Below are 25,818 nucleotides of genomic sequence, written 5' to 3' on the forward strand. Positions count from 1 at the left end.
GCGCGCGGACAGCGACCCTCACGCGGCGACATAGGAAAAACAAGAGCTTATTGATGGCCTTGTTATTGCTTATTCCGGTGCAAAACCGCTGGCCGGACAACCGGATGGCCAAAAAGACACGAAGGGGTGGTTGGTGACGCACTATCTGACTACGGCCCTGCGGGTCATGGCCCGGCACAAGCTGTACGCGGCGCTGAACGTGCTGGGCCTGGGCATAGGCCTGGCGGCGGCCATCCTGATCCTGGTGTTCGTGCGGCACGAAACATCCTTCGACGCCTTTTTCCCCGCCGCCGACCGCCTTTACCAGATCGACACCGAGGTCCACGATCTGGGGCAGGCGGCCCGCCGAATCGCCCAAACCGGGCGAGCCATCGGCCCCGCCTTCGCCCAGGACCGGCCGGAGGTGGAAGCGGTCACCCGCGCCAGCGGCCGGCGGATGGTGGTGCGCCAGGGTGACCAGCGGTTCAAGGACATCGTCACGGTCGTCGATGGCAATTTCCTGGCGGTATTCCCCCGCGCGATCCTGGCCGGCGACGCCACGGCGGCCCTGGCCGACCCGGCCGCCGTCGTGTTGACCCAGGCTGGGGCGCGCCGCTATTTCGGCGACGGGCCCGCCCTGGGCGAAACCCTGGTGGTGCGTGACCACAGCCTGACGGTGCGCGCCGTGGTCGCCGACCTGCCGGAGACCACCCACTTCGCCCCCGCCCTGATGATGGTGCCCACCACCTCCGTCATCCTGTCCAAGCCGGACCCGGGGGAAGACTGGTTCGAACTGGACTGGCGCACCTACATCCGGCTGGCGCCGGGGGCGAACGCCGCCGCCGTTGAGCGGGACCTGGCGACCTGGTACCGCCAAGCGGTGCCGGATGCCCAGACACCGCAAGGTCCCCTGCGGCTGGCGGAGATGCATGTGCCCCATTTGCGCCCCCTGCGCGCCATTCACACCGACCCCATCGAGGACGACGCCCAGCCGGGAACCGACGCGGGCACCCTGTCCCTGCTGACCCTGGTGGCGGTGCTGATCCTGGGCGTCGCCGCCATCAATTTCACCAACCTGGCCACCGCCCGCGCCTCGCTGCGCGCGCGGGAAGTGGGGGTGCGCAAGACGGTGGGCGCCAGCCGCGGCCGCCTGATGGCTCAGTTCATGGGGGAGGCGCTGCTGCTGACTGGCCTGGGCATGATCCTGGCCATCGCCCTGGCCGAGGTCACCCTGCCCTTCTATTCCCGCCTGACGGCCACGCCCCTCCGGCTGGATTACGGCGATCCGGCGCTGGTGGGCATGCTGGCCGGCATAGGCCTGCTGACCGGCATCGCCAACGGCGCCTATCCCGCCTTCGTCCTGTCCGGCGTCAGCCCGGTGTCAGCGCTGCGCGGGGCCTCCGCCGCCAGCGGCGCCGGGCGGCTGCGCACCCTGCTGGTGGTGTTCCAATTCGCCGTGTCCATCGGGCTGCTCGTGACGGCGGCGGTGGTGCACAGCCAGTATCTGTATGCGCAGCATAAGCCGGTGGGCTTCCAGCGCGACAACATGGTCATGGTCGATATCGACGACACGCTGGACGCGCCCGGCAAATGGTCCCCGTTCATGGACATGCTGCGGCAAGAGCCAGCCATCGCGGACGTGGCGGCCAGCACCATCTATCTCGGCAGCCCGAACGAAGGCGAAGATGAGCTGGTGCGCCGGCCCGGGGACGCCGACCCCGTCACCATGCGGGGTGAGGGCGTCAGTTTCGGCTATATCCAGACCATGGGCCTGCGCCTGATCGCGGGACGGACGTTCGACCCCGGCCGCCCCGCCGACAAGGTGCACCGGCCGGACTGGATGCTGGCGGGCAAGCCGCCGCCCCCGGGGGTGACGGCCCTGGAGTTGCCGGCGGCGGTGGTGCTGAACCGCTCCGGCGTCCGGCGCCTGGGCTTCGCCAGCCCGGAGGCCGCCATCGGACAGGTGGTGCTGAAGACCGTGGGCTCGGCCGGTTCCGCCCTGACCATCCGGGGCACCGTCATCGGCGTGGTGGAGGATTTCCACTTCCGCTCCATCCACCGCCCGGTGTCGCCCGCCATCTTCCATGTCGGCGACGGCTTTTCGGTCATGATGGTCCGCCTGAAGGCCGGCGAGACCACGGCGGGCCTGGCCGCCATCGACCGCGTCTGGACGGCCCTGGTGCCGGACCAGCCCATCCGCCGCTGGTTCCTGTCGGATCGTTACCAGCACCTGTATGACCAGGAGCGCAGGAGTGGTGGGATCTTCGCCCTGTTCTCAGGCCTGGCCATCGTCATCGCCTGCCTGGGCCTGTACGGCCTGGCGGCCTTCACGGCGGAGCGGCGCACCAAGGAAATCGGCATCCGCAAGGTGATGGGCGCCACCCTGCCGCAGATCCTGCGCCTGCTCCTGTGGCAGTTCTGCAAGCCGGTGGGCCTGGCCTGCCTGATCGCCTGGCCGGTCAGTTGGTGGGCCCTACGGCGATGGCTGGATGGCTATGCCTACCGCGTGGCGCTCGACCCGCTCTGGTTCGTGGCCGCCACCGCGGTGTCGCTGGCGCTGGCCTGGGCGACGGTGGCGGGGCACTTGGCCCGCATCGCCCGGGAAAGGCCGGTGCGGGCGCTGCGCTATGAATAGGCCGCAGCGTCCACGCCAGCGGCCAGCTCGCTTCAATTGGCCACCGGTGCCTTGGCATCGGATGCCGGCGTCGCATCCGCCTCGCGCAGGGCGGGGGCGAAGATGGGGCGGCCGACATTGGTGAAGTAGACCTTGCCCTGGCTGTTGGCGACGTAGATACGGTGGGTCTTGGCGAAATCCGCGCCCAGGAACATGCCGATGGCGTTGACCCGGTCCGGCTCGCCAAACAGGCCGAAGTCGCCCACGTTCAGGCGGACATTGCGCACCGTCTCGTCCCCGATGGCGACGCTGCCGAAGGAGGCGATCCAGGTGGGGGTGCGCTTCTTGCCGATGCCGTGGAACTCGCCACCCTTGGCCACATCCGGCGCGTCCTCATGCACATCCGCCAAATGGGCCGTGCGCAGCAGGACGGAACTGTGGGTGAAGCCGGTGTCCAGTAGGGCCCAGGTCTCGCGGTCGTTCAGGGAAACGCGCACCTGGATGTCGCGGTGCCCCAGGGGCAGCGTGGGGCGCAGCGCCGCCTCGGCATAATCCTGCGCCCAGTAGGCCAGCGGAACGCCATCGCAGCCCTTGGGCTCGAAGAAGCGGATGGCGCCGCTGGCGAAATCCAGTTCAATGTCATATTGGGCGAAGATATCCTGGCCCAGGATCATTTCCACATCCGGGCCGAAATTCTCGTTCTGGACGACATGCACCAGGGGCGCGTCCGCCCACCAGCCGCCGGCCACCAGCTTCTTAAGCTTCACCTGGCCCATGGCGGCGCTCCCGCCGATTCCGCCCAGCTTATGCTGGCTGCTGACCTCCAACCCCAGACGGGCCGCCCCCGCCTGGGAAATGACCGTGACATCCGCCCCAGTATCCAGCAGAGCGCGCACAGGGGCGCCATTGACCTCAGCCTCGACGATGGGCTGGTTACGGACCACCCGCACCGGCATCTCAGCCACCTTGTTCAGGTGGCAATTGGCGGCATCCGCCCACGCCGCGCCTGGCAGGGCCAGGGCGCCCACAAGGGCGAGCAAACCCAAACGCCGCGCGAAAAAGCGCCGGCGCGAACCATCATCCCGCATCGAAACCCCCGTCTTCCGCAGTCCGCCGGCGGTAGGCCGGCGAGGTTTGAGGCCCTGGGTCGAATTACGCCCCCGGCGGACCGAACACCGGCTTGGCCACGTTGGTGAAGTAGATCTTGTCCTGGCTGTTGGCGATGAAGATGCGGTGCGAGCGGATGAAATCCATGCCCAGCACCATGGCCAGGCTGCCGTCCCGGTCCACGCCCAGATTATAGTAATCGCCCACCGACAGGCGGGCGTTGCGGATGGTCTCATCCCCCACACTGAGGGTGTCGAAGGTGCCGATCCAGGTGGGCACCGGCGTGCGGCCGATGTCGTGCCGCTCCGGCCCCGGCACCGAACCGGGGCTGTCCTCGCGCACGTTCACGCGGTGGGCCAGGCGGGTCAGCACCGTGCTGGTGCGCACGCCCGTGTCCAGGCGGGCCCAAAACTCAAGCCCATTCAACTGCACCACCACCCGGCTGACGGAATAGCTGCCGAACCCGCGTGAGCGCAGCGTGGCCTGGGAATAGGTCTGGGCCCAGTAGGCCAGCGGCGTGTCATCGCAGTCCGCCGGCCGGAAGAAGCGGATGACGTTGTGCGCCATGTCCAGTTCGACATCGGACTGCACGAACAAATCCTGCCCCAGCACCATGTCGACATGGGCGCCGAAGTCGCCGGCATCGACCAGTTGCAGGCGATAGCCGCTGCCCTGCCAGGGCCCGAAACTGAGCGTGTCGGCCTTCATGGTGCCGGCTTTGCGCCAATCCCCCTGCCCCAGGTTCACGCCGCGCACGGTGCGTTCCTGGAAGTCCAGGCCCAGCCGCCGGGCGGCCTGCACCGACACCAGGTGGCGGGTGGTGCCGGTATCGATCAACGCCCGTACCGGCTTGCCGTCCAGCAGGCCATCGGCGATGGGCAAGCCGTTCTCCAGATGGATGGGCAGTTCCCCCACCGGGTTCAGGCGGCAATCAGCCGACCCCGCCAGGGCCGGTGCGGCGATCAGCGTTAGGGACAGGGCGGCGGCGGAAACGATGCTGGCGATGGGGCGCATGGGGACGATCCTTGCAAGCAGGGACGGCGGCCGGTTCAGGGGCCGGGCGCAGCCTGGGGGGTAGCGGGCTTCGTCGTGTCGAAAATGGGCATCGAGACGTTCGTAAAATAAAGCTTGTTCTGGCTATTGGCGACGTAGATGCGGTGCGACCTAATGAAATCCATCCCCAACAGCATGGGGATGGCGATGCGCACCATGTCCCTGTCCTCCTTAGGCGCGAAGCTGCCGAAGTTCAGGTGGACGTGGCGCACCTCCTCGTCGCCGATGCCGAAACTGTCGAACGTGCCGCGCCAAATCTGCGTCGTGGCGGCACCAACGCCCCTCGCTTTGCCGCTCGCGACCACGTCATCATCATCCTCATGCACCCCCACCTGATGGGCCAGGACGTCATGCACGATGCTGGTGGCGGCGCCCGTGTCCAATATGGCCGGAAGTTCATGACCGTTCAGGCGCACGAAGACCTCGTTGGAGCCCCGGCGTTTGCCGCGCGGCGCCTTCATCACCGCCTCGGCATAGGTGTCCGCCCAATAAGCCAAGGGCACGCCGTCGCACCCGTCCGGCTGGAAAAAGCGGAAGGTGTTGTGGGCGAAGTCCAGTTCGACATCCGCCTGGGAGAAGACGTCCTGGCCTATCAGCATTTCGATGCCCGGGGCGAAGTTCGGGTTGCCCGCCACCATCAGGGACACGGACTCCGCCTGCCAGGCGCCCAAGGTCAGGGTACCGACCTTGGCCATACCGGTCATGACCATTCCGCCCACGCCCATGATCGGATCGGCCGCCGGCAACCACGTCACCGCCAACCCCAACCGGGCGGCGCCCTGCGCCGACAAAACGGTGCGCGAGGCGCCCGTATCCAGCACGGCGTGGACAACCTTGCCGTTCAACCGCACCTCGGTCACCGGCTGGCCGCGCACCATGCGGAACGTCAGTTCGGAAATCTGGTTCAGATGGCAATCCGCCGGGTCGGCCCAAGCTGACGCGCTGAAGCCCAGGAGCAAAACCGCGAGGATACCTACAAGGGTAAAGCGCATGGGGCATGGGCCAAAAAGTTGCGCCCTCTTATCGCAAAAAGGCGATCATTCCCGCAAGCCGCCCGCTTGGGTGGAGCGGCCGCCGACTCGCCGCCGCCCCCCTTCGCGACACTCCGCCGCAGCCGGGCGCTGCGACGCCTCAGGCCAGGCTGGCCCACAGGTGGGCGGTGGCCAGGCTGCGCCAGGGGGCATGGGGGCGCATCAGCGCCACCTGCTCCTCCGCCGTGGGGCGGCGATCCATGCCGTGGAAGCGCTGCAACGCCGCCGCTAGGCCGGCGTCACCCACCGGCACCCGGTCGGGCAGGCCGCAGCCCCGCATGAGGACGTAATTGGCGGTCCACGGCCCGATGCCGCGCAGGGCCAGCAAGGCGGCCTCGGCCGCCGCTTCGCCTGTCGGGTCGGCATCCAACCGCTCCAGCGCGGCCAGGTCCAGACGGCCATCCATCGCCGCCTGGGCCGCCTCGACCAGGTAGCGCGCCTTGGAGCGGGAGAAGCGCCGGGCGGTCAGCAGTGCCGGGTCCAGCCCCGCCACCGCCGCCGCGTCAGGATGGGCGATCATGCCCGAGGGGTGCCGCCACCCAGCCAGCAGGATGAGCTGGCGGCGCAAGTCGCTGGCGAAGGTCAGATTGATCTGCTGGCCGATGATGGCCCAGGCCAGCGCCTCGAACACCGTGGCGGCCAGGGGCGGGCGATAGCCCCGGCGATTGCCCACCAGGCGTGCCGTCGCGGCGTCCTGGTCCGCCCGCGCCTCCAGCCCGGCGGCGGCCTCGGCCAGCGCCGGCGTCAGGCCCAGCATACGCAGCGCCACCCGCCGGGCGCGGGCCAGGATCACGGGGTCGTCGCTGTCCATGCCCATCACCAGGGTGCCGCCGCCGGCGGGCACGGTGAGGGTCAGGAGATAGGCACGGCCGTCGAATTCCAGGGCCTTGGTCAAGGCCGGTCCGGCCAGCCGCTCCGCCGGGGCGTCACGGTCGCGATACCAGTCGCGGCCGTGATAGCGCCAGGCGGCGTCGGGGTCGAAGCCCGGCGGCAGGTCCCCCGGTGGCAGGTCCAGGGTCTGCTGGCTCAAGACTCCACCAGCAGCCCGTCGCGCAATTCCACCACCCTGTCCATGCGCGCCGCCAGGTCCAGGTTGTGGGTGGCGACCAGAGCGCCGAAGCCGTCTTTACCAGTGCCGCTGCCCCGCACCAGGCGGGTCAGCAGGGCGAACACGTCGTCAGCGGTGTGGTGGTCCAGGTTGCCCGTGGGCTCATCCGCGATCAGCAGGCTGGGCCGGTTGGCCAGAGCGCGGGCGATGGCCACGCGCTGCTGCTCACCGCCTGACAGGCGGGCCGGGCGATGGCTACCGCGCGCGGCCAGGCCCACCTGGGCCAGCAGCTCCTTGGCCCGTTCGCGCGCCACGGCCTTGGGCACGCCGGCGATCATCTGCGGCAGGATGATGTTCTCCTCCGCGCTGAACTCCGGCAGCAGGTGGTGGAACTGGTAGACGAAGCCGATGGTCTGCCGCCGCAGGGCGGTGCGGCCGGCGTCGTCCAGCGTGGCGGCGTCGCGGCCATCGATGCGGATGACGCCGCCGTCGGCATGCTCCAGCAGGCCGGCGATGTGCAGCAGGGTGGACTTGCCGGCGCCGCTCGGCCCCACCAGGGCCACGATCTCCCCCCGGCGCACCGAACAGGCGGCGCCGCGCAGTACCTCCAGCACGGCGCCCGCCTGCTGGAAGCGGCGCACGACGCCGGACAGCTCCAGCACGGTATCGCCGGTGGCGGGGATGGTGGGCTTTTCCATGACGGACACGTCACTCATAGCGCAGGGCCTCCACCGGATCGAGGCGGGCGGCCCGCCAGGAGGGGTAGACGGTGGCGGCGAAGGACAGGAACAGGGCCATGACGCCCACCTGCGTCACCTCCATCCAGTCCAGCTTGGCCGGGATTTGGGTGAAGAAATAGATCTCGGCGTTGAACAGGTCGCGGCCGATGATGGACTGGATGAATTGGCGGATGGCCTCGATGTTCTTGGTGAACAGCACGCCCAGGACCATGCCGAAGACGGTGCCGACCACGCCGATGCTGGCCCCCGTCAGGAAGAAGATGCGCAGGACCATGCCCCGGCTGGCCCCCATGGTGCGCAGGATGGCGATGTCCCGCCCCTTGTCTTTCACCAGCATGATCATGCTGCTGATGACGTTGAACGCCGCCACCAGGATGATCAGCGACAGGATCAGGAACATGACGTTGCGTTCCACATCGATGGCGCTGACGAAGGCGGCGCTGCGCTGGCGCCAGTCATAGACACGGTATTCCTGTCCGGCCGCGCGGGTGGCCGCCTCAAGATACGGGTCGATGTGCGTCGGGTCCTGCACGAACACCTCGATGGAGGTGTAGCCGTTGGCCACGCCGAAGAAGGTCTGCGCGGCGGCCAGCGGCATGAAGATCAGGCCGTTGTCCACGTCATACATGCCAACGTCGAAGATGGCGGCGATGGGATAGGTACGCGCGCGGGGGATGGACCCGAAGGCCGTCTGGTTGAAGCGCGGGCTGACCAGGCGCAGCTGGTCGCCGACATGCAGGTTCAAACGCTTGGCCATGCGGCTGCCGATGGCGATGCCGTCGCCCAGGTTGGCCTCGTCCCCCGTGGCGCCGGTGGCGGCGCCGAAGGCCTCCGCCGCGCCCTCGACCAAGTGAGTGGACACGATGGGCCGGCGGCGGAAATCCGCCGGCGTGATACCGTGGACAAAGGCGGCGCTGGCGGTACCGTCCTGGGTGATCAGGGCCTGGCCTTCCACCGTCGGCATGACGGCGGTGACGCCCGGCACGGCCAGCAGGCGCTGGGTGACGGCGTCATTCTCCGGCAGCGGGCCCAGCAGGGACTGCACCTCCAGATGGCTGTACAGGCCCAGGACGCGGCTCAGCAGTTCGGTGCGGAAGCCGTTCATCACCGACATGACGATGATGAGGGTGGCGACACCCAGCCCGATGCCCAGCAGGGAGAAGCCGGCGATGACGGAGATGAACCCCTCCTGCCGGCGCGCCCGGAGGTAGCGCATCGCGACCATGCGTTCAAAGGCGGAAAAGATCATTCGGGGGGCCGGGCCGTCGAGGTGGGAAGTGATGAGGCAATGCGCGGGATGGGATGCACGTGATTCTGGGCGGAAAAAGGCGCCCGCTCCTACCATGCGCGACAGGAGCGGGCGTCCCGTTTCTTGTCCTGGTCAGGCCTTGATCAACTCGGCCAGGGCGGCCTCGACCGGCAGCTCGCGCTTCTCGCCGGTGGCGCGGCGCTTCAACTCCACCACGCCGGCCTTCAGGCCGCGCGGCCCCACGGTCAGCTGCCAGGGCAGGCCGATCAGGTCCATGTCGGCGAACTTGGCGCCCGGCCGCTCGTTGCGGTCGTCGTACAGCGTCTCCACGCCGGCGGCGTTCAGCTTGGCGTAGAGCTCGTCACACAGGGTGGCGCAGGCGGCGTCATCGGCCTTCAGGTTGATCAGGCCGACCTGGAACGGGGCGACGGCGTCAGGCCAGATGATGCCGTTCTCGTCATGGCTGGATTCGATGATGGCGCCCATCAGGCGGGACACGCCGATGCCATAGCTGCCCATCTCCACCGCCACCGGCTCCCCATCCGGGCCGGCCACGACGGCGCCCATGGGCTTGGAATACTTGGTGCCGAAATAGAAGATGTGGCCGACCTCGATGCCGCGGGCGGAAACCAGCTGGTCCTCCGGCACCTCGCAGGTGGCGGGGTCGTGCTTCTCGTCCGTCGCCGCATAGATGCTGGTGTACTTGGCGAAGAAGTCCTTCAGGTCGCTGCCGGCCTCCGGCGGATTCTGCAACACGTCCAGGTTCAGCCAATCCTTGTGGCAGAACACGCCGCTCTCACCCGTCTCGGCCAGGATGATGAACTCATGGCTGAGGTCGCCGCCGATGGGGCCGGTGTCGGCGCGCATGGGGATGGCCTTCAGCCCCATGCGTGCGAAGGTGCGCAGATAGGCCAGGAACATCTTGCGGTAGGACAGCTTGGCGCCTTCGGCGTCCAGGTCGAAGGAGTAATTGTCCTTCATCAGGAACTCGCGGCCGCGCATGACACCGAAGCGGGGGCGGATCTCGTCCCGGAACTTCCACTGGATGTGGTACAGATTCTTAGGCAGGTCCTTATAGCTGCGCACGAACGTCTTGAAGATGTCGGTGATCATCTCCTCGTTCGTGGGGCCGTACAGCAGTTCACGGTCGTGGCGGTCGGTGATGCGCAGCATCTCCTTGCCGTAGTCGTCATAGCGGCCCGACTGGCGCCACAGCTCCGCCGACTGGATGGTGGGCATCAGCAGTTCCTGGGCGCCGGCGGCGTCCTGCTCCTCCCGCACGATCTGCGAAATCTTGCGCAGGACCTTCCAGCCCAGCGGCAACCAGGCGTAGATGCCGGCGCTGGTCTGCCGGATCATGCCGGCGCGCAGCATCAGCCGGTGCGAGGCGATCTGCGCCTCCGCCGGGGTTTCCTTCAAGGTGGGCAGGAAAAACTGGGAGGAGCGCATCGCGGGAACCCGTCGCCTTCATGAACTGGATTACGGAAAGGGAGCCGCGACTTTAGGCAATGACGTTCCCCCTGTCCATGGCCCCCTGTCCATGGCCCCCGTCCACAGCTCCCTGTTTCCATGGCGGCGGGATGGTGCCCACGCCGGAGCCCACCCTTGCGCGCACCGTCGGTTCTTACGGGTAAGTCATGCGGGGGCCTCGCGACGGAAACAGGCGAAATCACAGCATACGGACGGCAAATTTCGCTACGCCGCGACTTTTCGTGCCGATATCTCGAATACAAATTGGTATGTCAGAATCGATCACTTTTTATAATGCGTCCATTCGATTCATTTATAAGTAACAACTTGCGTATCCGCCTGGTGGATAAGGAAATTATACACGAAAGTAAGTATATATCCCAATGGCACCGTTGACCATCGCACACACCCTATGATCTTTACGCGCCCTTAATCAATTCCTGATACCACACCGATACCGCCCGACTCCCAAGGACCGACGCCATGCTGGCCAATGCCAAAATCCTAACCAAGATCAACCTGGTCATCCTGGTCATGGCGCTCGCCGCCCTTGCCATCGGCGTGGCCGGCTACATTGGCATGTCGAAGCTGGCGGTGGCGACGCACCGGCTGGACATCATGGGAAGCAACCTGCATCAGGCGGGTCAGCTGAACGCCAACGTCCTGTTCATGAACCGCGGCGAATACCGCATGGCCGCCAACCCCAAGGACGCGGACGAGGTCACCAAGAATGTGGACGGCCGGGTGGCGGAGTTCTCCCGGAACATGACCCTGCTGGACAAGGAGGTGGAGGACAAGTACCGGCCCATGCTGGCGGACATCAAAACCGCCTTCGCCGCGTACAAGAAGGAGTTCGATGCCACGGTGGCAACGACCCGTCAGCACATGGATCTGAAGAATGAACCGGCGCGCCAGGAAATCCTGGACGAGGTCGCCCAATCGCGTGTCGCGGCCACCACCCTGATCAACAAGGTCAAGGTCTTGCAGGACACCCTGGATGAGGACGGCACCGTCGTCGCGCAGCAGGCCCAGTCCATCGCCCGGGAATTGACGATGATGATCGTCATCGTCGCCGTCGCCGGCATCGTGATCGGCATCGTGGTTGGCATGCTGATCGCCCGGCGCGGCCTGGTGACGCCCATCACCCACATCGTGCGCAACCTGCAGGATCTGGCCCATGGGCGGCTGGACATCGACATCCAGGGTGCGGAGCGTGGGGATGAGGTGGGCGACATCGCCAAGACCGCCCTGGTCTTCCGCGACAACGCCCGCGAGACGGAACGCCTGCGCGCCGAACAGGAAAAGGAGCAGGCGGCCCGCGCCGCCCGTGCCGCCGCCCTGGAAGGCCTGACGCGCACCTTCGACGTTCAGGCCGGCGACGTCATCGGCGCCGTGGCCTCCGCCGCCACGCAGATGCAGGCCACCGCCAGCTCGCTGTCGGCCTCCGCCGAGCAGACCACCCGCCAGTCCGCCACCGTCGCCGCCGGCGCCGTCGAGGCATCGGCCAACGTGCAGACCGTGGCCGCCGCCGCGGAGGAACTGGCCTCCTCCATCCAGGAGATCAGCCGCCAAGTGTCACAATCGGCCACCGTGGCCGGCGACGCCGTGCGCCAGGCCACCCACACCGGCACCATCGTCGGCGGGCTGGAGCAGACCGCCCAGAAGATCGGGGAGATCGTGGGCCTGATCACCAACATCGCCAGCCAGACCAACCTGTTGGCCTTGAACGCCACCATCGAGGCGGCGCGGGCGGGCGAGGCCGGCAAGGGCTTCGCCGTCGTGGCCAGCGAGGTGAAGAGCTTGGCCAACCAGACCTCCAAGGCCACCGAGGAGATCAGCACCCAGATCGCGTCCGTCCAGAACGCGACACGGGAGGCCGTGGCCGCCATCGGCGCCATCTCCGGCACCATCGAAACCATCAACACCATCGCCACCACCATCGCCTCGGCGGTGGAGGAACAGGGTGCCGCCACGCAGGAAATCGCCCGCAACGTCCAGCAAGCCGCCGCCGGCGCGGACAGCGTCACCCAAAACATCCAGGGCGTGTCCGCCGCCGCGGATGAGACCGGCCATTCCGCCCATGACGTGCTGACCGCCGCGACCTCCATGGCGCGGGAGGCGGAGAAGATGCGCGGCCTGGTGGAGCAGTTCCTGGTGGACGCCCGGGCGGCGTAACACCCACCCGCGCGGCATTGACGGCCTGGGCCCGGGACTGCCTGTCCCGGACCCTTGCCTTATGGGGCCTCAGCCAGGCTTGATCTTTCCAAGAAGTCGCATATCTGCATCCTAACGGATTACCCTGACCGAGTTAGGTTGTCGGAGAACGCCTTCCCATGTCTTCCGCCACCGCATCATCCGTCGCCGCGAAACCGTACGTTCATTTATCAACGGCAGGATTGCCGCCCAGCGACGCCAAGGCATTCTGGGCCGACGACGTGAGCGCGCGGCGGCCAGGCCTGCTGCTGGATTTCCCCCATCAGGCATCGTTCCAGGCAACGGCCACGGCGGCGCCCCTGGGGCCGGCCCGCCTGCTGGCCTTGGATGTCGACCCTTACGTGGCCTGTCGGTCCCGGCGACACATAGCCCGCGACCTGGTCGATGACTTTTGCCTTCTGCATGTCGACAGCGGGTCCGTCGTTGTTTCCGACGCGACCGGCACGGATTTCCTGCTGAACGGCGGACAGTTCATCCTGATGGACGAAGCGGCGGGGTTTTCGCTGCGCTTCACGTCCCGCACCCAGGCGAAGGCACTGAAGATGCCACGGGCCTGGCTCAGCGCCCGCATGCCGCAGGCGGAAGATCTGGCGCTTACCGGCATCGATCCCACCACCGGCTGGGCGCGCGCCCTAACCAGCGTGCTGAAAGAGGTGGCGCCGCAAACGGTGGAGACTTTGTCCCTTCCCCCGGGCGAGGTGGCCAGCCAAATCGTGGCGCTTCTGACGCTGGCGGCGGGCCGCACCGCCCTGGACATGAAGCGTTATCAGCGTACGACCTTGAACCGGCTGCGCCGCGCCATGCGCGAGGGGCTTCATGATCCGGCACTGACCCCCTCGCGCTTCGCCGAACAGCAGGGCATCGCCAAGCGGACCCTGCATGCCCTGTTCGCCGCCGCGGGCACCAGCTTCGGCCGCGACCTGACCGCCATGCGGTTGGACTACGCCCGGTCGCTGCTGTGCGACCCGCGATTTTCCGCCAAAAGCATAACCGAGATCAGCGCCCTGGCCGGCTTCACGAATCCCAGTCATTTCAGCCGCCGCTTCCTGGAAACATTCGCGCTGTCGCCAAGCGTGTATCGGCGCCAGCACCTGGGATAACCCCCTCGAAAACCCAGGGCCGGCCCCGGCACCATCCGCTCCGTGCAGGAAATTTGGTTCCAGAGCGCAGAACCCCTATCCAGGCCGCGCCGGGAATTGTCGGTGGCGGCAAGCGTTCCATATGCTGGTCTGGCAACAGAGATCGCGTTGCATCGGGGCCTGGGTGGTGGGGGAGTGATGAGTCGCCTGACGGATTGGGAGGTGGTGGCGCGGGCCTTGGTCCATGCCCCCTATCTCAGAAGCGTCGAGCACCGGGGCCACCTCAACATCCTGGCTTCCTGGTTGCGGGAAAAGGCGGCGGGCGACGCATTGCCCGCGTGGTCACGGTTCCTGGATCGCATCTGCCCCTGTTATCACGACTTCCTGGCCATGGCCGATTTCCGGCGTGAGCCGCCGCGCTGGCATTACGTCGGGTGGAACGCCGGCGGTATCCTGGCCAATTGTTTCGATGCGGCGGTTTGCCGGCCGTTTTCCATATCCTACCTGCGCAACGCGCGGTCATGGCCGGCCTATGACGAGGTGACACTCTCGGGCCGGGTCCATGGCCTGCTGTCCCTGCCCGTCCGCCATAGCGACAGCGACGCCGCGACCACGGCCATCGGCATCTTCAGCCTGACGCCGGATACCGCGTCGGCGCCGCCATTCCTGGGTGACGTACCGCACTGACCCCTACTGGGGACGCCATTGGGCGGCGAATTCCTCGCCCTAATTTCCCACAGCGCAGAAAAAACCTATTGGCGGCGCAGCGGCGACTTAGGCTCTTTAAAATTTAAAACAAACACCATCAATTAACAAAACCGCACGAACGCACCGCCAATAAAAATAATTCGGCGGATGACAGATAATCAATATCAATTAAATGGGTGTATCCATGCTCGCAAACACCAGGATCATCGTTAAATTCTGCTTGGTGATCGCCGTGATGTCGTTTTGCGCCATCGCCATCGCCATCGCTGGTTACAGCGGCATGTCCAAATTGTCGGTGATGGCCCGGCGCCTGGACGTGATGGGCACCAACCTGCAGCAGGCAAGCGAGCTGCGCGCCAACATCCTCTTCATGAACCGCGCTGAATACCGCATGGCCGCCAGCCCGGCGGAGGCAGAGGAAGCGGCAAACCTCGCGCAAAAACGCATCGCGGCATTCAATGACACGCTGACCGCCTTGGAAGCCCAGGCGGAAGGGAGGTACCGCCCCGCCCTGCTTCAAATAAAGTCGGCGTTCAGCACGTATGAAAAGGAATATCAGTCGACCGTCACCGTCAGCCGCCGCCATGCCGGCCTGCAAAATGACAGCGCGCGCCAGGAAATCTTGGACGAAGTGCAGCGGTCGCGCGCGGCGGCGACATCCCTTACCAACCAGATCGAAACCCTGGAGGAGGCGTTGGACAAGGACGGCACCGCCGTGGCGGATGATGGCCAGGTACTGGCCCGTGACTTGTCCCGGATGGTGATCGGCGTGGCGGTGGGCGGCATCGCCATCGGCATGGCCATCGGCCTGCTGATCGCCCGACATGGCCTGGTCATCCCCATCGGGCATATCGTCCGCGATCTCCAGGACCTGACGCAGGGCCGGCTGGACATCACCATCCAGGGCACGGGGCGGGGCGATGAGGTCGGTGACATCGCCAAGACCGCCCTGGTCTTCCGCGACAACGCCCGCGAAGCCGAGCGCCTGCGCGCCGAACGGGAGAGGGAGCAGACGGCCAGGGTCGCCCGCGCCGCCGTGCTGGAGCGCCTGACCCACAGCTTCGACGCGCAGGCCGGAGAGGTTATCGGCGCCGTGGCCTCCGCCGCCGCCCAGATGCAAGCCAGCGCCAGTTCATTGTCAGCCTCCGCCGAGCAGACCACCCGGCAGGCGACGGCGGTCGCCGCCGCCGCCGTGGAGGCGACCAGCAATGTGCAGACCGCCGCGGCCGCGACGGAGGAGCTGGCATCGTCCACGCAGGAAATCAGCCGCCAGGTGGCCGATGCCGCCACCGTGGCCGGCGACGCGGTACGCCAAGCGACCCACACCGGCACCATCGTGGCGGGCCTGGAACAGAGCGCGCAGAAGATCGGCGAGATCGTGGGCCTGATCACCAACATCGCCAGCCAAACCAACCTGCTGGCGCTCAACGCCACCATCGAGGCGGCGCGGGCGGGCGAGGCGGGCAAGGGCTTCGCCGTCGTGGCCAGCGAGGTGAAAAGCCTGGCCAACCAGACCTCCAAGGCCACCGAGGAGATCAGCGCCCAGATCGCCACCGTCCAGGGCGCCACGCGGGAGGCGGTGGGCGCGATCAGCGCCATCTCCGGCACCATCGAGGCCATCAACGGCATCGCCACCACCATCGCCTCGGCCGTGGAGCAGCAGGGGGCCGCCACGCAGGAGATCGCCCGCAACGCCCAGCAGGCGGCGATGGGCGCCGACAGCGTCACCCGCAACATCCAGGGCGTTTCCGCCGCCGCGGATGAGACGGGGCACTCCGCCCATGACGTGCTGATGGCCGCCACCTCCATGGCGCGGGAGGCGGAAAAGATGCGCGGCCTGGTGGAGACGTTCCTGGCGGACACCAGGGCGGCTTGAGACGGGCCCTCCCCGACCAATCCGGGCCCGGACGCGACGGTCCGGGCCCGGGTACCGGGTCAGCCCCGCTGGACGCGGGCGATGTAGTCCCCCACCATGGTTTGCAGCACATCCAGCGGCACAGCGCCGGAGTTCAGGCCCACCTGGTGGAAGTCCTTGATGTCGAACTTGTCGCCCAGCGCCGTCCGCGCCTGGTCGCGCAGCCGGTTCCACAGCGTGTGCCCGATCTTGTAGCTGCACGCCTGGCCGGGCCAGGCGCAATAGCGGTCAGTCTCGCGCGTCATGGCGCTTTCGGTGTCGCCGGTCAGGTCCACCATGTATTTGACGGCCTGTTCCCGGCTCCAGCGCTTGTGGTGCATGCCGGTGTCGATGACGCAGCGGCCGGCCCGGAACAGCAGGAACTTCAGGAAGCCGATGCGGCCCAGCGGGTCGGCGTCGTACATGCCCAGTTCGTCGGCCAACTGCTCGGCATACAGCGCCCAGCCCTCGCCATAGCCCGAGAAGAACATGTTGGCGCGATAGAGCGGGATGCCCTTGGTTTCCTGCGCGATGCAGCCCTGCAGGTGATGGCCGGGAATGCCCTCATGATAGACCGTGGTGGGCAGCGACCATTTGGGCCATTCGGCCGTGTCGTGCAGGTTGAAATAGATGGTGCCCACCCGCTCCCCCTCCAGCGGCGGGGATTCGTAATAGGCCAGCGGCGCGCCGGTCTCAACGGCCGGCGGCACGCGCTGCACGCGGGCCTTGGCCTTGGGAATGTCGCGGAACATGCGCGGCAGGCGCGCGGCCATCTCGTCCAGCTTCACCTGCAGGTCGGCGATCAGCTGGGCCTTGCCGGCGTCGGTGTTGGGATAGGTGCTGTCGGGGCGGGCGCGCAGCGCCTTGATGCGCTCCGCCACCGTGCCCTGGGTCAGGCCCTGGGCCGCCAGCAGGGTTTCCAGCCGCGCGCCGATCTCCTTGGCCTGGTCCAGGCCGATCTGGTGCACCTCATCCGGGGACAGGGTGGTGGTGGTGCTGGACTTCAGTCCCTGCGCGTACCAGGCCTCGCCATCCTTGATGTGCCAGACGCCGGCGTCGTGCGTGGCCGTCTTGCGGGCGGCCGCCACCGCCGCGATCTGCCGGTCCAGCGCCGGCCCGACCTTGTCGGTGTAGATCTTGGCGGCCTGGGCGCCATAGGCGTCGCCCAGCCCCTTCTCCTTCGCCCGCCGGGCCAGGGACGACACCAGGCCGGACTGGGCCGCATCCACCCGCAGCGCCCGCAGCTGCGTCAGCGTGGTGTCCAGCATGAAATCGGCGGCCAGGATGCCATGGGCGGCGTCCTGCTGGAACTGCGCCGTCTCGGTATCCAGCGTGCCGGCGAAGGCCTCCAGCCGGGCCAGGTAGGCGTCGGCGTCGGCCTTCACCTCGATCGGGTGGTGCACGTCCAGAAAGTTGGGGATGGCCTGGTAGGAGCCTTGCAACTGGCACAGCTCATAGGGTGACCCGCCGGAGCCGAAGGGGAATTTCCGGTTGCTCTCCACCGCGTCGGCCAGGACGTAGTCCACGCTGTCGTAGTTCACGGCATCGATGCCGGTCAGCGCCTTGCGGTCCAGGGCGCGCAGGCGGCGCAGCTGGCTTTCGGTGGCGGCGGCATCGGCCTTGCGACCCGCGGGGCTGCGGTCGTCCAGCTTGGCACGCAGGCCGGCCAGCTTGCCGGTGTCCATGCCGGCCATCGTGGCGCCTTCGGGGCTGCGCCGCAGATCTTCCTGGAAGAACGTGTCCAGCAGGTGGTTCAGGTCGGCGGCAGGCTTGGAAGCTTCGGCCGCAAGGCCGGGACGAACCGTGGCCAGGGCGACAGAGGCGGCGCTGGCGGCCAGGAAGGCGCGACGATTGAACATGGGGTCCCCATTCTTGCTGTGGGGCGCCAGACTATCGTCCCGGGCAAGAGGGCAAAAGAACAGGCCTGTAACGGAATGGTTACAGCCCGAAAGGGGTGGATGGACATCCGTCAGAAATACACGTTTTGCGTTTATCCCTTTTAAGATTCGGTCTATTTTCTAACCGGCGATTGGTGGAATCGTGCCCAATTCGGGCAATATAGAAACAAAAATAAACCGTAAGCACGAGGTTCGACCGATCACCGGGACCGCGGGGTGCCTGCGCCACCATCCTTTCCAGCGCCCATGCCAGACGAGCTGACCCAACCTGGAGAGGCACCCCCTCATCATCCTCGGAGGGATCCATGACCACAGACGCTTTGAAACAAGCGGCGCTACAGCCGGGACCGACAAATCCGTTCGCTGTCAGCTACCTGCAGCTGTGCCAACTGTCCTATCAACCGCCCGCCAGCATTCCTACCCTGGTGGCGCAACTGCCCAACCTCAACGCCGGCGGCAGTTGGGCGTGTGGCTGGGGGCCGGCGCAGACCAACGACCAGGCCAACCTGGCCTTTGTCGCCACTTATTTCTATGGACCGGGGCTGCCTGTGTTCACCGCCGTGGTGATCCGCGGCACGGACGTCAACATCGACAACGGCTTGGGCATCCTCGACCAGATATGGGAGGATTTGGACGTCACCAATCAGGTGCCCCTGCCCTGGTCGGCGCCCAGCGGGGTGCTGGTGGCCCAGGGCACACTGGACGGACTGGCAAACATCCAGGGCCTGCGGTCAGGCGGGAAAAGTTTGCTGGAGTACGTGGCCGGCTATGTCGGCGATCCAAAAAACAACACGCCGGTGCTGGTCGTCACCGGTCACAGCCTGGGCGCCTGCCTGTCCACCGTGGTGGCGCCCTGGTTGAAGGGGGCGTTGGCGCAACAAGGGCTGACCGGCCCTATCGTGCCCGCCACCTTCGCCGGCCCCACCGCCGGGAACGCCGCCTTCGCCCAGTACTTCTCCGACACGTTCCCGTACTTCCTGCGGTATTTCAACACGCTGGATATCGCGCCCAAGGCGTGGGGCGACCTGTGGGGCGTCGAAACCGTGTACGATGCCTATGGCCTGCAGACCCCCGACCTGGTGGAAGTCGCGCTGATCGGGTTCGAGGCCGCGATGCTGTATTATGAGGTCGGCTACGCGCAGCCGCCCACCAACAACGCCTCCCTCACCGGCACCTTCCAGGGCGGTGATACGTGGTATGAGGAGGCCGCGTTGCAGCACCACACCGCGACCTACATGACGCTGCTGGGCGGCCAGTCCGTCATCGTCGCGCCGCCGCGCCCCGCCCTTAGACCCAAGGAGGGCCGGGCCAAGCTGCGGGCTCAACTGGGGTCCGCCCGTAGGCTGGTGGAAGGCGGCCGCCCCTTCGCCCGTGGCGCCGCCTGACGGGCATACGCGAAAAGCATGACCATGGGGCAAGATGCGATCAGCGATGGTCGCATCTTGCCCTTCATGTGATCTCAGCGGTTCCCGTTCCACCCTACACGGAATAGGCCTTCCCCCATTCCGCCATCAGTTCATTTTTGCGGGCCTTCAATCGCTCGCCCATTTCGTTCAGGTCCTCCTCCCCCCGTTTGGCCTGGGCGAAAAGGCCGCCGGGTTGTTCCTCTTCCTTGACGTGGTGCTTGATGTATTCGCCTAGCACCTTGACCTTGGCGTCGTAGAAATCATCGCCGGTGCTCATCGCCTCGATCTCGGCGATGAGCTTCTTGGCGCCGTCATGCTCGACATAGGCTTCGTCCAGCATATCGTCCTCCACCTCACCCCGCTCCTCGGGGTAGAAGATCTCCTCCTCAATGGCGGTATGGACCTTCAGCGCCAGCGCGATCTTATTGAACAGCGCCAGCTTTTCTTCGTCGCTTTCCAGCTGTTCATATTCATCGAACCAGCCCTCCACCTCCCGATGGTCCTGCTTCAGCAGGCTTACGGCCAGCGGGTCGCGCGTGGCGGTGCGCCGGGTGCGGCGCGGCTTGGCGTGGGATTTGGACTTGGTGGCGGTCTTGCGGGCGGTGGCCGTCATGAGGGCGGTTCCTTGGCGGATGGTTGCATGGGCGTGGTGGATGCCCACAAAACCGCGACGACACCGCGCCGGTTCCGCTTCGTCACCGTCCCGCCAGGCCCTGTTCCCGGCAAAGGGCCGCCAACTCATCCTCGGCCGGGTCGGTCAGCGGCTGGCCGTTGAACAGCACCTGGTCACCCTCCACCGTCAGCAGCCCCACATAGGCGTCCGCCCGGGACCGGACGGTGCCGGCAGGGCGCGGCAGCGCGCGCGCCAGGCGGGCGGTCAGCGGAATCTCGATGCGCTGGGGCGGCTGCGGGCGAGGGCCGCCGTCCAGGTCGGCCGGAACCACCGGGTTTCCGTCCACATCCACGCCGGGCTGGTAGGCGACGTCGGGGGCGGGCTGGTGCCGAACCGCCCACTGGCAGGCGGCGGGGTCCACGGCGATGGTCGGGCCGGGCGGCGCAACGCCGGGGCCCGCCCCAGGGCCCGCCCCAGGGCCCGCCTTAGATGCCGAGCCCTGGGCCCAGGCGGCGTCGGTCGCCGCCAGCGCCAACAGGCCAGCCATCACAACAGCCATCCGCATCGGCATTGTCCTTGCTTGGCAGGGGCCTCCACGCCGACCATGGGGGTCTCGGCGCGCTTTCCCAAGAATAACCCCGGGGGCTTCCTTTGCTTGATCGTTTTTTCGGGCTGACGCCGCACGGCACCACCGTCCGGACCGAGATCCTGGCCGGTGTCACCACCTTCCTGACCATGGCCTACATCATCTTCGTGAACCCCCAGGTGCTGGGCAAGGCCGGCATGGACCCCGGGGCCGTGTTCGTGGCCACCTGCCTGGCCTCCGCCCTGGGCTGCTTCATCATGGGGCTGTACGCCAACTATCCCATCGCCCTGGCCCCGGGCATGGGCCTCAACGCCTACTTCGCCTATTCGGTGGTGGGGGGCATGGGCTATCCCTGGCCGGTGGCGTTGGGCGCCGTGTTCCTGTCGGGCGTGGGCTTCACCGTCCTGAGCCTGCTGCCGGTGCGCGAGGCCATCGTCAACGCCATCCCCACGGGGCTGAAGCATGCCATTTCCGCCGGCATCGGCCTGTTCCTGGGCCTGATCGCCCTGCAGAATGCCGGCATCGTGGCCGCCCATCCCGCCACCATGGTGACGCTGGGGGCGCTGGGCAAGCCGCAGGCCCTGCTGGCCTGCGCCGGGTTCCTGGCGCTGGTGGTGCTGGTGGCGCGCGGCGTCACCGGCGCGGTGGTCATCGCCATCGTCGGCACGGCCCTGGCCGGCATGGCCCTGGGCGTCACGCCCATGATCGCCAGCCCCGTCTCCCTGCCGCCCAACCCCGCCCCCACCCTGTTGCAGATGGACGTGGCCGGCGCCTTCAAGATGGGGCTGACCGCCATCATCTTCGCCTTCCTGTTCGTCGACCTGTTCGACACCGCCGGCACGCTGGTGGGCGTTTCCCACCGCGCGGGGCTGCTGGACGGCCAAGGCCGCCTGCCCCGGCTGAAGCGGGCCCTGCTGGCCGACAGCCTGGCCACCACCGCCGGCGCGGCCCTGGGCACGTCCACCGTCACCGCCTATATCGAGAGCGCCGCCGGCACCTTCGCCGGCGGGCGCACCGGCCTGACCGCCGTGGTGGTCGGACTGCTGTTCCTGGCGGCCCTGTTCCTGTCGCCCCTGGCGGCCGCCATCCCCGGCTACGCCACGGCCCCGGCCTTGTTCTATGTCGCTTGCCTGATGGTGCGCGGCCTGGCGGAGATCGCATGGGACGATGTCACCGACTCGGTTCCGGCGGTGATCACGGCACTGGCCATGCCCTTCACCTTCTCCATCGCCGACGGCATCGCCTTTGGCCTGATCGCCCATTGCGCCATCAAGCTGCTGACCGGAAAGGGCCGCGAGCTGGGGATCGCGCTGCCCATTCTGGCAGCACTCTTTGTGCTGCGCTTCGCCCTGGCTTAAATGCCAGGGCCTTGATCAACCAAGGTAATTCCTGGTCTTTCGTTGAGTAAAATTTATGATCGGGCGTCGTTTTTGACCTGAAAGGCCGCCTTTGAGGCATCGTGCCTTGAAAATGATCAAAAAACAGATGACGGAATGGTTTCGTCTCCCTATACTCCGCCCTCGTAAACACAAGGGCATAAAAAAGACCGCGCTCGCTGAAGCGCGGCGCGGCCTTGAGTTTAGGGAGGAATCGCCACCAAGCGACTCAATGTTAGAGGGGGATGTACCCTCCAACGCTTGGATAATGCTACGCCGAGTTTTCGAAAGGCAAGCCTTAACAGAAGGCTGGCCTTTCTTTTTGTGCTTTTTCTGTGCTTTTGCACAACTTATATTCAATTGATCGCCGTGTGGGCAGTAAACTGCCCTTTTATTGGGCTTTCCTGCCAGGACAGGCCGGCGGAGCCTCTCCGCACCGCAATAGAATCACCCCCGAATCACGCCAGTTTGATGCTGCGGCGCAGAACAACCGACTCCCGCCTAGGCGAAACGGCCGAGGCTTTCCTGATCCCGCCCTCCGCCAACGAGGGGGCACGGGGCTCGGCGATACCTCTTCCGAGCGCTGTCGATGATCAAATTTGCGGCAGAAATGGCCTGAGGCCACCCTTAGCCCGGATAATAGGCAGCGGCCAATGCCGCGGGCAGCAAGGCTAGCGTCAGCACCGCCGCCACCGTGGGCGCCAAGCCCTGCAGGCGGGCGGACCGCCCCTCGCCTGCGGCCGGGGGGCGCGGCAGGGCCAAGATGAACAGCGGAAACAGGGGCAGGAAATAGCGCCCCTGCGGGCCATCGACCGTGGGCGAGCCGACGTTGGTCCAGGTCAGGTACTGGGCCAGGAAGATACCTTCCACCGCCACGCCGGCGGCCAGGGCCAGCAGCAGCACCTCCGTCCAGCGCACCCGCCCCCAGGCGGCGCATAGTGCCGGCCGCCCCCCTGTGTCCAGCCGCATGTCCACCCAGGCCGCGATGGCCAAGGCCAGGGTCCAGGCCGCGTACACCGCCTTGGGCAGACGCAGATCCAGCCAGCCCAGCATGGCGATGCTCTCAAAGAACAGGCCGGTGAAATGACGGGGAATGCGCAGGGTGTGCCAGACCAGGGTCACCGCGCGCCACGGGGCCGCCAGCAGGACCTGGATCTGGGCCGCCGCGTCGGTTCCATGGAAAACGGCCGGGCGCGGGCCGGGCCAGATCAGCCCGGCCTCGTAAGCGGGCCGGGGAATGGCCGTGGCCAAGCCCCGCTGCACCAACAGCACCCACGCCACCATGGGCAGCAGCGCCAAGCCCGCCAAGGCCAAGCGCCGCAGCAAGGGACCGCGCGCCGGCGGCGTCACCAGCGCCCGCCCCAGCACTCGCCACGACACCGGCAGGGGCAGCAGCAACAGCGCCACCAGCGGCAGGTAGGGTGGCTTCACCGCGATGACCATGGCCAGCAGCAAAGCGGCCAAGCGGTAGGGCGTGGTCGCCGCCGGATCGGGCGCCCCTTCCCCCGCGTCACCAGGGCGGCGGCCAGGGCAACGGAGGCGATGATCAGGCAATCCTGGTTGAACGAAGCGGCCAGCGACAGGGTCATGGGCACCGCCAACATGCAGAACAACAAACCCCGCCCTCGGCGGGCGATCCCCAAGGCGGTCCCCGCCAGCGCCAGGAAAGCCACCACGTTGGCCAGCCGCCCGGCGAGGATGGCGTTGAACGGCCCGGCCCCCAGGACACGGGCGGCCTGCATGCCCGCCGCCGCCGGCAGGTAGAACACCGGCATATACGTGGCGATGGTGTTGAGGCCGATAAAGACGCGCGGCCCCTGCCACCCCAGTGCGCGGGCCCAGGCCAGCCGGGCCGGGTCTATCACCTGGGTGTGGGGGGACACCATGGTGGCGACCTGCATGCTCGCAGGGTCCGCCATGACCCCGGCGACGATGGCGGTGGTGCCATCGGGCTGCGGTTGCGGTCCCCGGTGGCCGACAACCTGGCCCGAGGCCAGGCTGTCCGCGCGGGCGATGTGCCCGGGCTCATCGGCGACCTGCCCGGGGGGCACCCGGAAGGCAAACACCAGGCAGGTGGGCAACGCCACCGCCAGGAACAGCAGCACCGGCGACAGGCGGGACGTGATCTTAGGCACCGGGATGATCCTGTTCGGCGGGCATACCGCCCAGAAGGCCAGCGCGACGCAGCAGCCGGCCCAGACGCACCGTGGCGAGGATGGTCGCGCCGCCACCGACGGCCAGCAGGGCCAGGCGCCACGGCGCGGCCCCTGTCCCCCAATCGCGCACCATCGTGTCCGCGACCTGGCCGGCCACGACATAGCCCAGCAACGCCGGCAGCGAGGCCAAGGTGCCCACCAGATAGGCCCCCACGGTGATGGAAGACAGGCCCAGCGCGTAGCTGGTGACGGCGAAGGGCATGACCGGCGACAGCCGCAGCAGGCAGACCAGGCGCCAGCCGTCGCCCGCGACCAAGCCGTCCAGGGCCGCCAGCCGGGGCCGTCCCGGCATCAGGCGGGCCACCCAGGGGCGGAACAGGGAGCGGCTGAGCATGAAGGTCAGCAAGGCCCCCGCCATCAGGCTGAGCGCCGCCAAGGGGAAGCCCAGCGCCACGCCGTAAGCGGCACCGGCGGCCAAGCCGATCAGCGCCGCCGGCAGAACGCCGCTGGCCGCCACGAGAACCTGGAGCAGCAGCAGGCCCAGCCAGCCGGCGATGCCAGCCGGGCGCATCACGCCGGAAAGGGCCGCCAGCGGGGGCAGCAGGTCCGCCCGGGTGGCCAGCAAGCCCCCCGCCACGGCCAGCAGCGGCAGGCCCGCGGCCGCCAGCGTCAGGCCACGGCGGGCCGGCAGGCCCATCACCCGCACCGGGGTTCCCCCGCCGGCAGGCGGCCGTCGTCCGCCTTGGCGAACAGGGGGCTGGCCACGACGGCCATGCGGTGCAGGCGATAGGCCAACGCCGTGCGCAGGACGCCCAAGCCATAGACGATGCTGCGCCGCAAGTTGATGCTGGACGCCTCGGGGAAGTATTTGGTGGGGCAGGAAATCTCCCCGATCTTCAGGCCTTGGGCGATGGCCTGCACCAGCATCTGGTTGTCGAAGACGAAATCGTCGGAACAGCGCAGCAGCGGCAGGCGGACCAGCGCCTCCCGGCTCCAGGCGCGATAGCCGGTGTGGTATTCCGACAGCTTCTGGCCCACCAGCCAGTTTTCCGCCCAGGTCAGGGCGCGGTTGGCCACGTATTTGTAAAGGGGCATGCCGCCCGCCAGGGCGCCCTTCCCCAGGATGCGGGAGGCCAGCACCACGTCATATTCCGTCGACGCGACCATGGACGCCATGGCCGTCACCAGCTTGGGCGTATACTGGTAATCGGGGTGCAGCATGATGACGATGTCCGCCCCCCGCGCCAGCGCCGCCTGGTAACAGGTCTTCTGGTTGCCGCCATAGCCGCGGTTGCGGTCATGCCGCAGGGTATGGATGCCCAGTTCCCGCGCAAGCCGCACGGTGGCATCGGAACTGGCGTCGTCGGTCAGGATGATGTCGTCGACGATATCCTTGGGGATTTCATCGAACGTTTGCCGCAGGGTCCGCTCCGCATTGTAGGCGGGCAAGACGACGGCGACCTTCTTGTGATGCAGCATCGGCTGGCCGGTATAGGGGTGGCGAATCGAACGGCGTCAGCGTCCGGCTTCTGGGTCATGCGGTGACACCCAACCTGGCACCGCCCTGGTTATACGCAGGGCCGCGGCGAAACTAGCG

The 25,818-nt window shown here is 67.3% G+C and carries 19 protein-coding genes and 1 pseudogene; 7 read left to right on the forward strand and 13 right to left on the reverse strand.

Annotation, left to right across the window (positions count from 1 at the left end; translation table 11 throughout):
- Positions 1-133 precede the first annotated feature (133 nt).
- On the forward strand, positions 134-2,614 hold the full coding sequence (locus tag ULB03_RS17220) for an ABC transporter permease (RefSeq protein WP_322484354.1): 2,481 nt from the start codon (positions 134-136) through the stop codon (positions 2,612-2,614).
- 32 nt (positions 2,615-2,646) lie between these two features.
- Here ULB03_RS17220 and ULB03_RS17225 read toward each other — a convergent pair whose 3' ends face one another.
- The 7 genes from ULB03_RS17225 to proS all read right to left on the reverse strand — a co-directional run bounded on the left by ULB03_RS17225 (position 2,647) and on the right by proS (position 10,270).
- Positions 2,647-3,633, reverse strand: a complete 987-nt coding sequence (locus ULB03_RS17225) for an aspartyl protease family protein (RefSeq protein ID WP_322484355.1) — start codon at positions 3,631-3,633, stop codon at positions 2,647-2,649.
- A 112-nt stretch (positions 3,634-3,745) separates the two neighbouring features.
- Entirely contained in the window at positions 3,746-4,714 is a 969-nt protein-coding gene (locus tag ULB03_RS17230) for a retropepsin-like aspartic protease (RefSeq protein WP_322484356.1), read from the reverse strand.
- Between the two features lie 35 nt (positions 4,715-4,749).
- Entirely contained in the window at positions 4,750-5,745 is a 996-nt protein-coding gene (locus ULB03_RS17235; protein WP_322484357.1) for a retroviral-like aspartic protease family protein, read from the reverse strand.
- Between the two features lie 139 nt (positions 5,746-5,884).
- Entirely contained in the window at positions 5,885-6,814 is a 930-nt protein-coding gene (locus ULB03_RS17240; RefSeq protein ID WP_322484358.1) for a DNA-3-methyladenine glycosylase family protein, read from the reverse strand.
- Positions 6,811-7,548: an ABC transporter ATP-binding protein gene (locus ULB03_RS17245; RefSeq protein WP_322484359.1), complete on the reverse strand. Its 738-nt coding sequence runs from the start codon at positions 7,546-7,548 to the stop codon at positions 6,811-6,813. Before ULB03_RS17245 ends, ULB03_RS17240 begins: the two co-directional genes overlap by 4 nt.
- A complete protein-coding gene (locus ULB03_RS17250) occupies positions 7,541-8,821 on the reverse strand; it encodes a lipoprotein-releasing ABC transporter permease subunit (protein WP_322484360.1) in 1,281 nt (426 codons plus the stop codon). Before ULB03_RS17250 ends, ULB03_RS17245 begins: the two co-directional genes overlap by 8 nt.
- 132 nt (positions 8,822-8,953) lie before the next feature.
- Positions 8,954-10,270, reverse strand: coding sequence for a proline--tRNA ligase (gene proS / locus ULB03_RS17255; protein ID WP_322484361.1), 1,317 nt, complete (start codon positions 10,268-10,270; stop codon positions 8,954-8,956).
- A 504-nt stretch (positions 10,271-10,774) separates the two neighbouring features.
- On the opposite strand from proS, the gene ULB03_RS17260 reads away from it, so the two are divergent.
- The 4 genes from ULB03_RS17260 to ULB03_RS17275 all read left to right on the forward strand — a co-directional run bounded on the left by ULB03_RS17260 (position 10,775) and on the right by ULB03_RS17275 (position 16,168).
- Positions 10,775-12,466: a methyl-accepting chemotaxis protein gene (locus ULB03_RS17260; RefSeq protein ID WP_322484362.1), complete on the forward strand. Its 1,692-nt coding sequence runs from the start codon at positions 10,775-10,777 to the stop codon at positions 12,464-12,466.
- A gap of 260 nt (positions 12,467-12,726) precedes the next feature.
- Positions 12,727-13,605, forward strand: a complete 879-nt coding sequence (locus ULB03_RS17265) for a helix-turn-helix domain-containing protein (protein ID WP_322484363.1) — start codon at positions 12,727-12,729, stop codon at positions 13,603-13,605.
- Between the two features lie 177 nt (positions 13,606-13,782).
- Positions 13,783-14,271, forward strand: a complete 489-nt coding sequence (locus tag ULB03_RS17270) for a hypothetical protein (protein WP_322484364.1) — start codon at positions 13,783-13,785, stop codon at positions 14,269-14,271.
- A gap of 256 nt (positions 14,272-14,527) precedes the next feature.
- Entirely contained in the window at positions 14,528-16,168 is a 1,641-nt protein-coding gene (locus tag ULB03_RS17275) for a methyl-accepting chemotaxis protein (protein ID WP_322484365.1), read from the forward strand.
- 59 nt (positions 16,169-16,227) lie between these two features.
- On the opposite strand, the gene ULB03_RS17280 is transcribed toward ULB03_RS17275, so the two are convergent.
- Complete coding sequence (locus tag ULB03_RS17280; RefSeq protein ID WP_322484366.1) at positions 16,228-18,045, reverse strand: DUF885 domain-containing protein; 1,818 nt, start codon at positions 18,043-18,045, stop codon at positions 16,228-16,230.
- A gap of 344 nt (positions 18,046-18,389) precedes the next feature.
- On the opposite strand from ULB03_RS17280, the gene ULB03_RS17285 reads away from it, so the two are divergent.
- Entirely contained in the window at positions 18,390-19,469 is a 1,080-nt protein-coding gene (locus ULB03_RS17285; RefSeq protein ID WP_322484367.1) for a lipase family protein, read from the forward strand.
- Between the two features lie 94 nt (positions 19,470-19,563).
- Here the strand turns inward: ULB03_RS17285 and ULB03_RS17290 are convergent, their stop codons facing one another.
- Both ULB03_RS17290 and ULB03_RS17295 read right to left on the reverse strand, forming a co-directional pair.
- A complete protein-coding gene (locus ULB03_RS17290) occupies positions 19,564-20,103 on the reverse strand; it encodes a hemerythrin domain-containing protein (RefSeq protein WP_322484368.1) in 540 nt (179 codons plus the stop codon).
- Positions 20,104-20,185: 82 nt separating this feature from the next.
- A complete protein-coding gene (locus ULB03_RS17295) occupies positions 20,186-20,668 on the reverse strand; it encodes a hypothetical protein (RefSeq protein WP_322484369.1) in 483 nt (160 codons plus the stop codon).
- 86 nt (positions 20,669-20,754) lie between these two features.
- Between ULB03_RS17295 and ULB03_RS17300 the strand changes: the two genes are divergently transcribed.
- Positions 20,755-22,047 carry an NCS2 family permease gene (locus ULB03_RS17300; RefSeq protein ID WP_322484370.1) on the forward strand — a complete coding sequence of 431 codons (1,293 nt, stop codon included), beginning with the start codon at positions 20,755-20,757 and terminating at the stop codon, positions 22,045-22,047.
- 645 nt (positions 22,048-22,692) lie between these two features.
- Here ULB03_RS17300 and ULB03_RS27480 read toward each other — a convergent pair.
- The 3 genes and pseudogenes from ULB03_RS27480 to ULB03_RS17320 form a co-directional block, all read right to left on the reverse strand.
- Positions 22,693-24,296, reverse strand: a pseudogene (locus tag ULB03_RS27480) (DUF2142 domain-containing protein).
- The gene (locus tag ULB03_RS17315) at positions 24,193-24,918 is read right to left on the reverse strand and encodes a TVP38/TMEM64 family protein (protein ID WP_322484373.1); all 726 of its coding nucleotides are present in this window, start codon (positions 24,916-24,918) and stop codon (positions 24,193-24,195) included. The pseudogene ULB03_RS27480 and the gene ULB03_RS17315 overlap by 104 nt, the downstream one beginning before the upstream one ends.
- On the reverse strand, positions 24,918-25,700 hold the full coding sequence (locus ULB03_RS17320; protein ID WP_322484374.1) for a glycosyltransferase family 2 protein: 783 nt from the start codon (positions 25,698-25,700) through the stop codon (positions 24,918-24,920). Before ULB03_RS17320 ends, ULB03_RS17315 begins: the two co-directional genes overlap by 1 nt.
- Between the last annotated feature and the right edge of the window lie 118 nt (positions 25,701-25,818).

Origin of the sequence: Nitrospirillum goiasense (genome assembly GCF_034427435.1) — a bacterium.
In the GTDB taxonomy this organism is placed as follows: domain Bacteria; phylum Pseudomonadota; class Alphaproteobacteria; order Azospirillales; family Azospirillaceae; genus Nitrospirillum.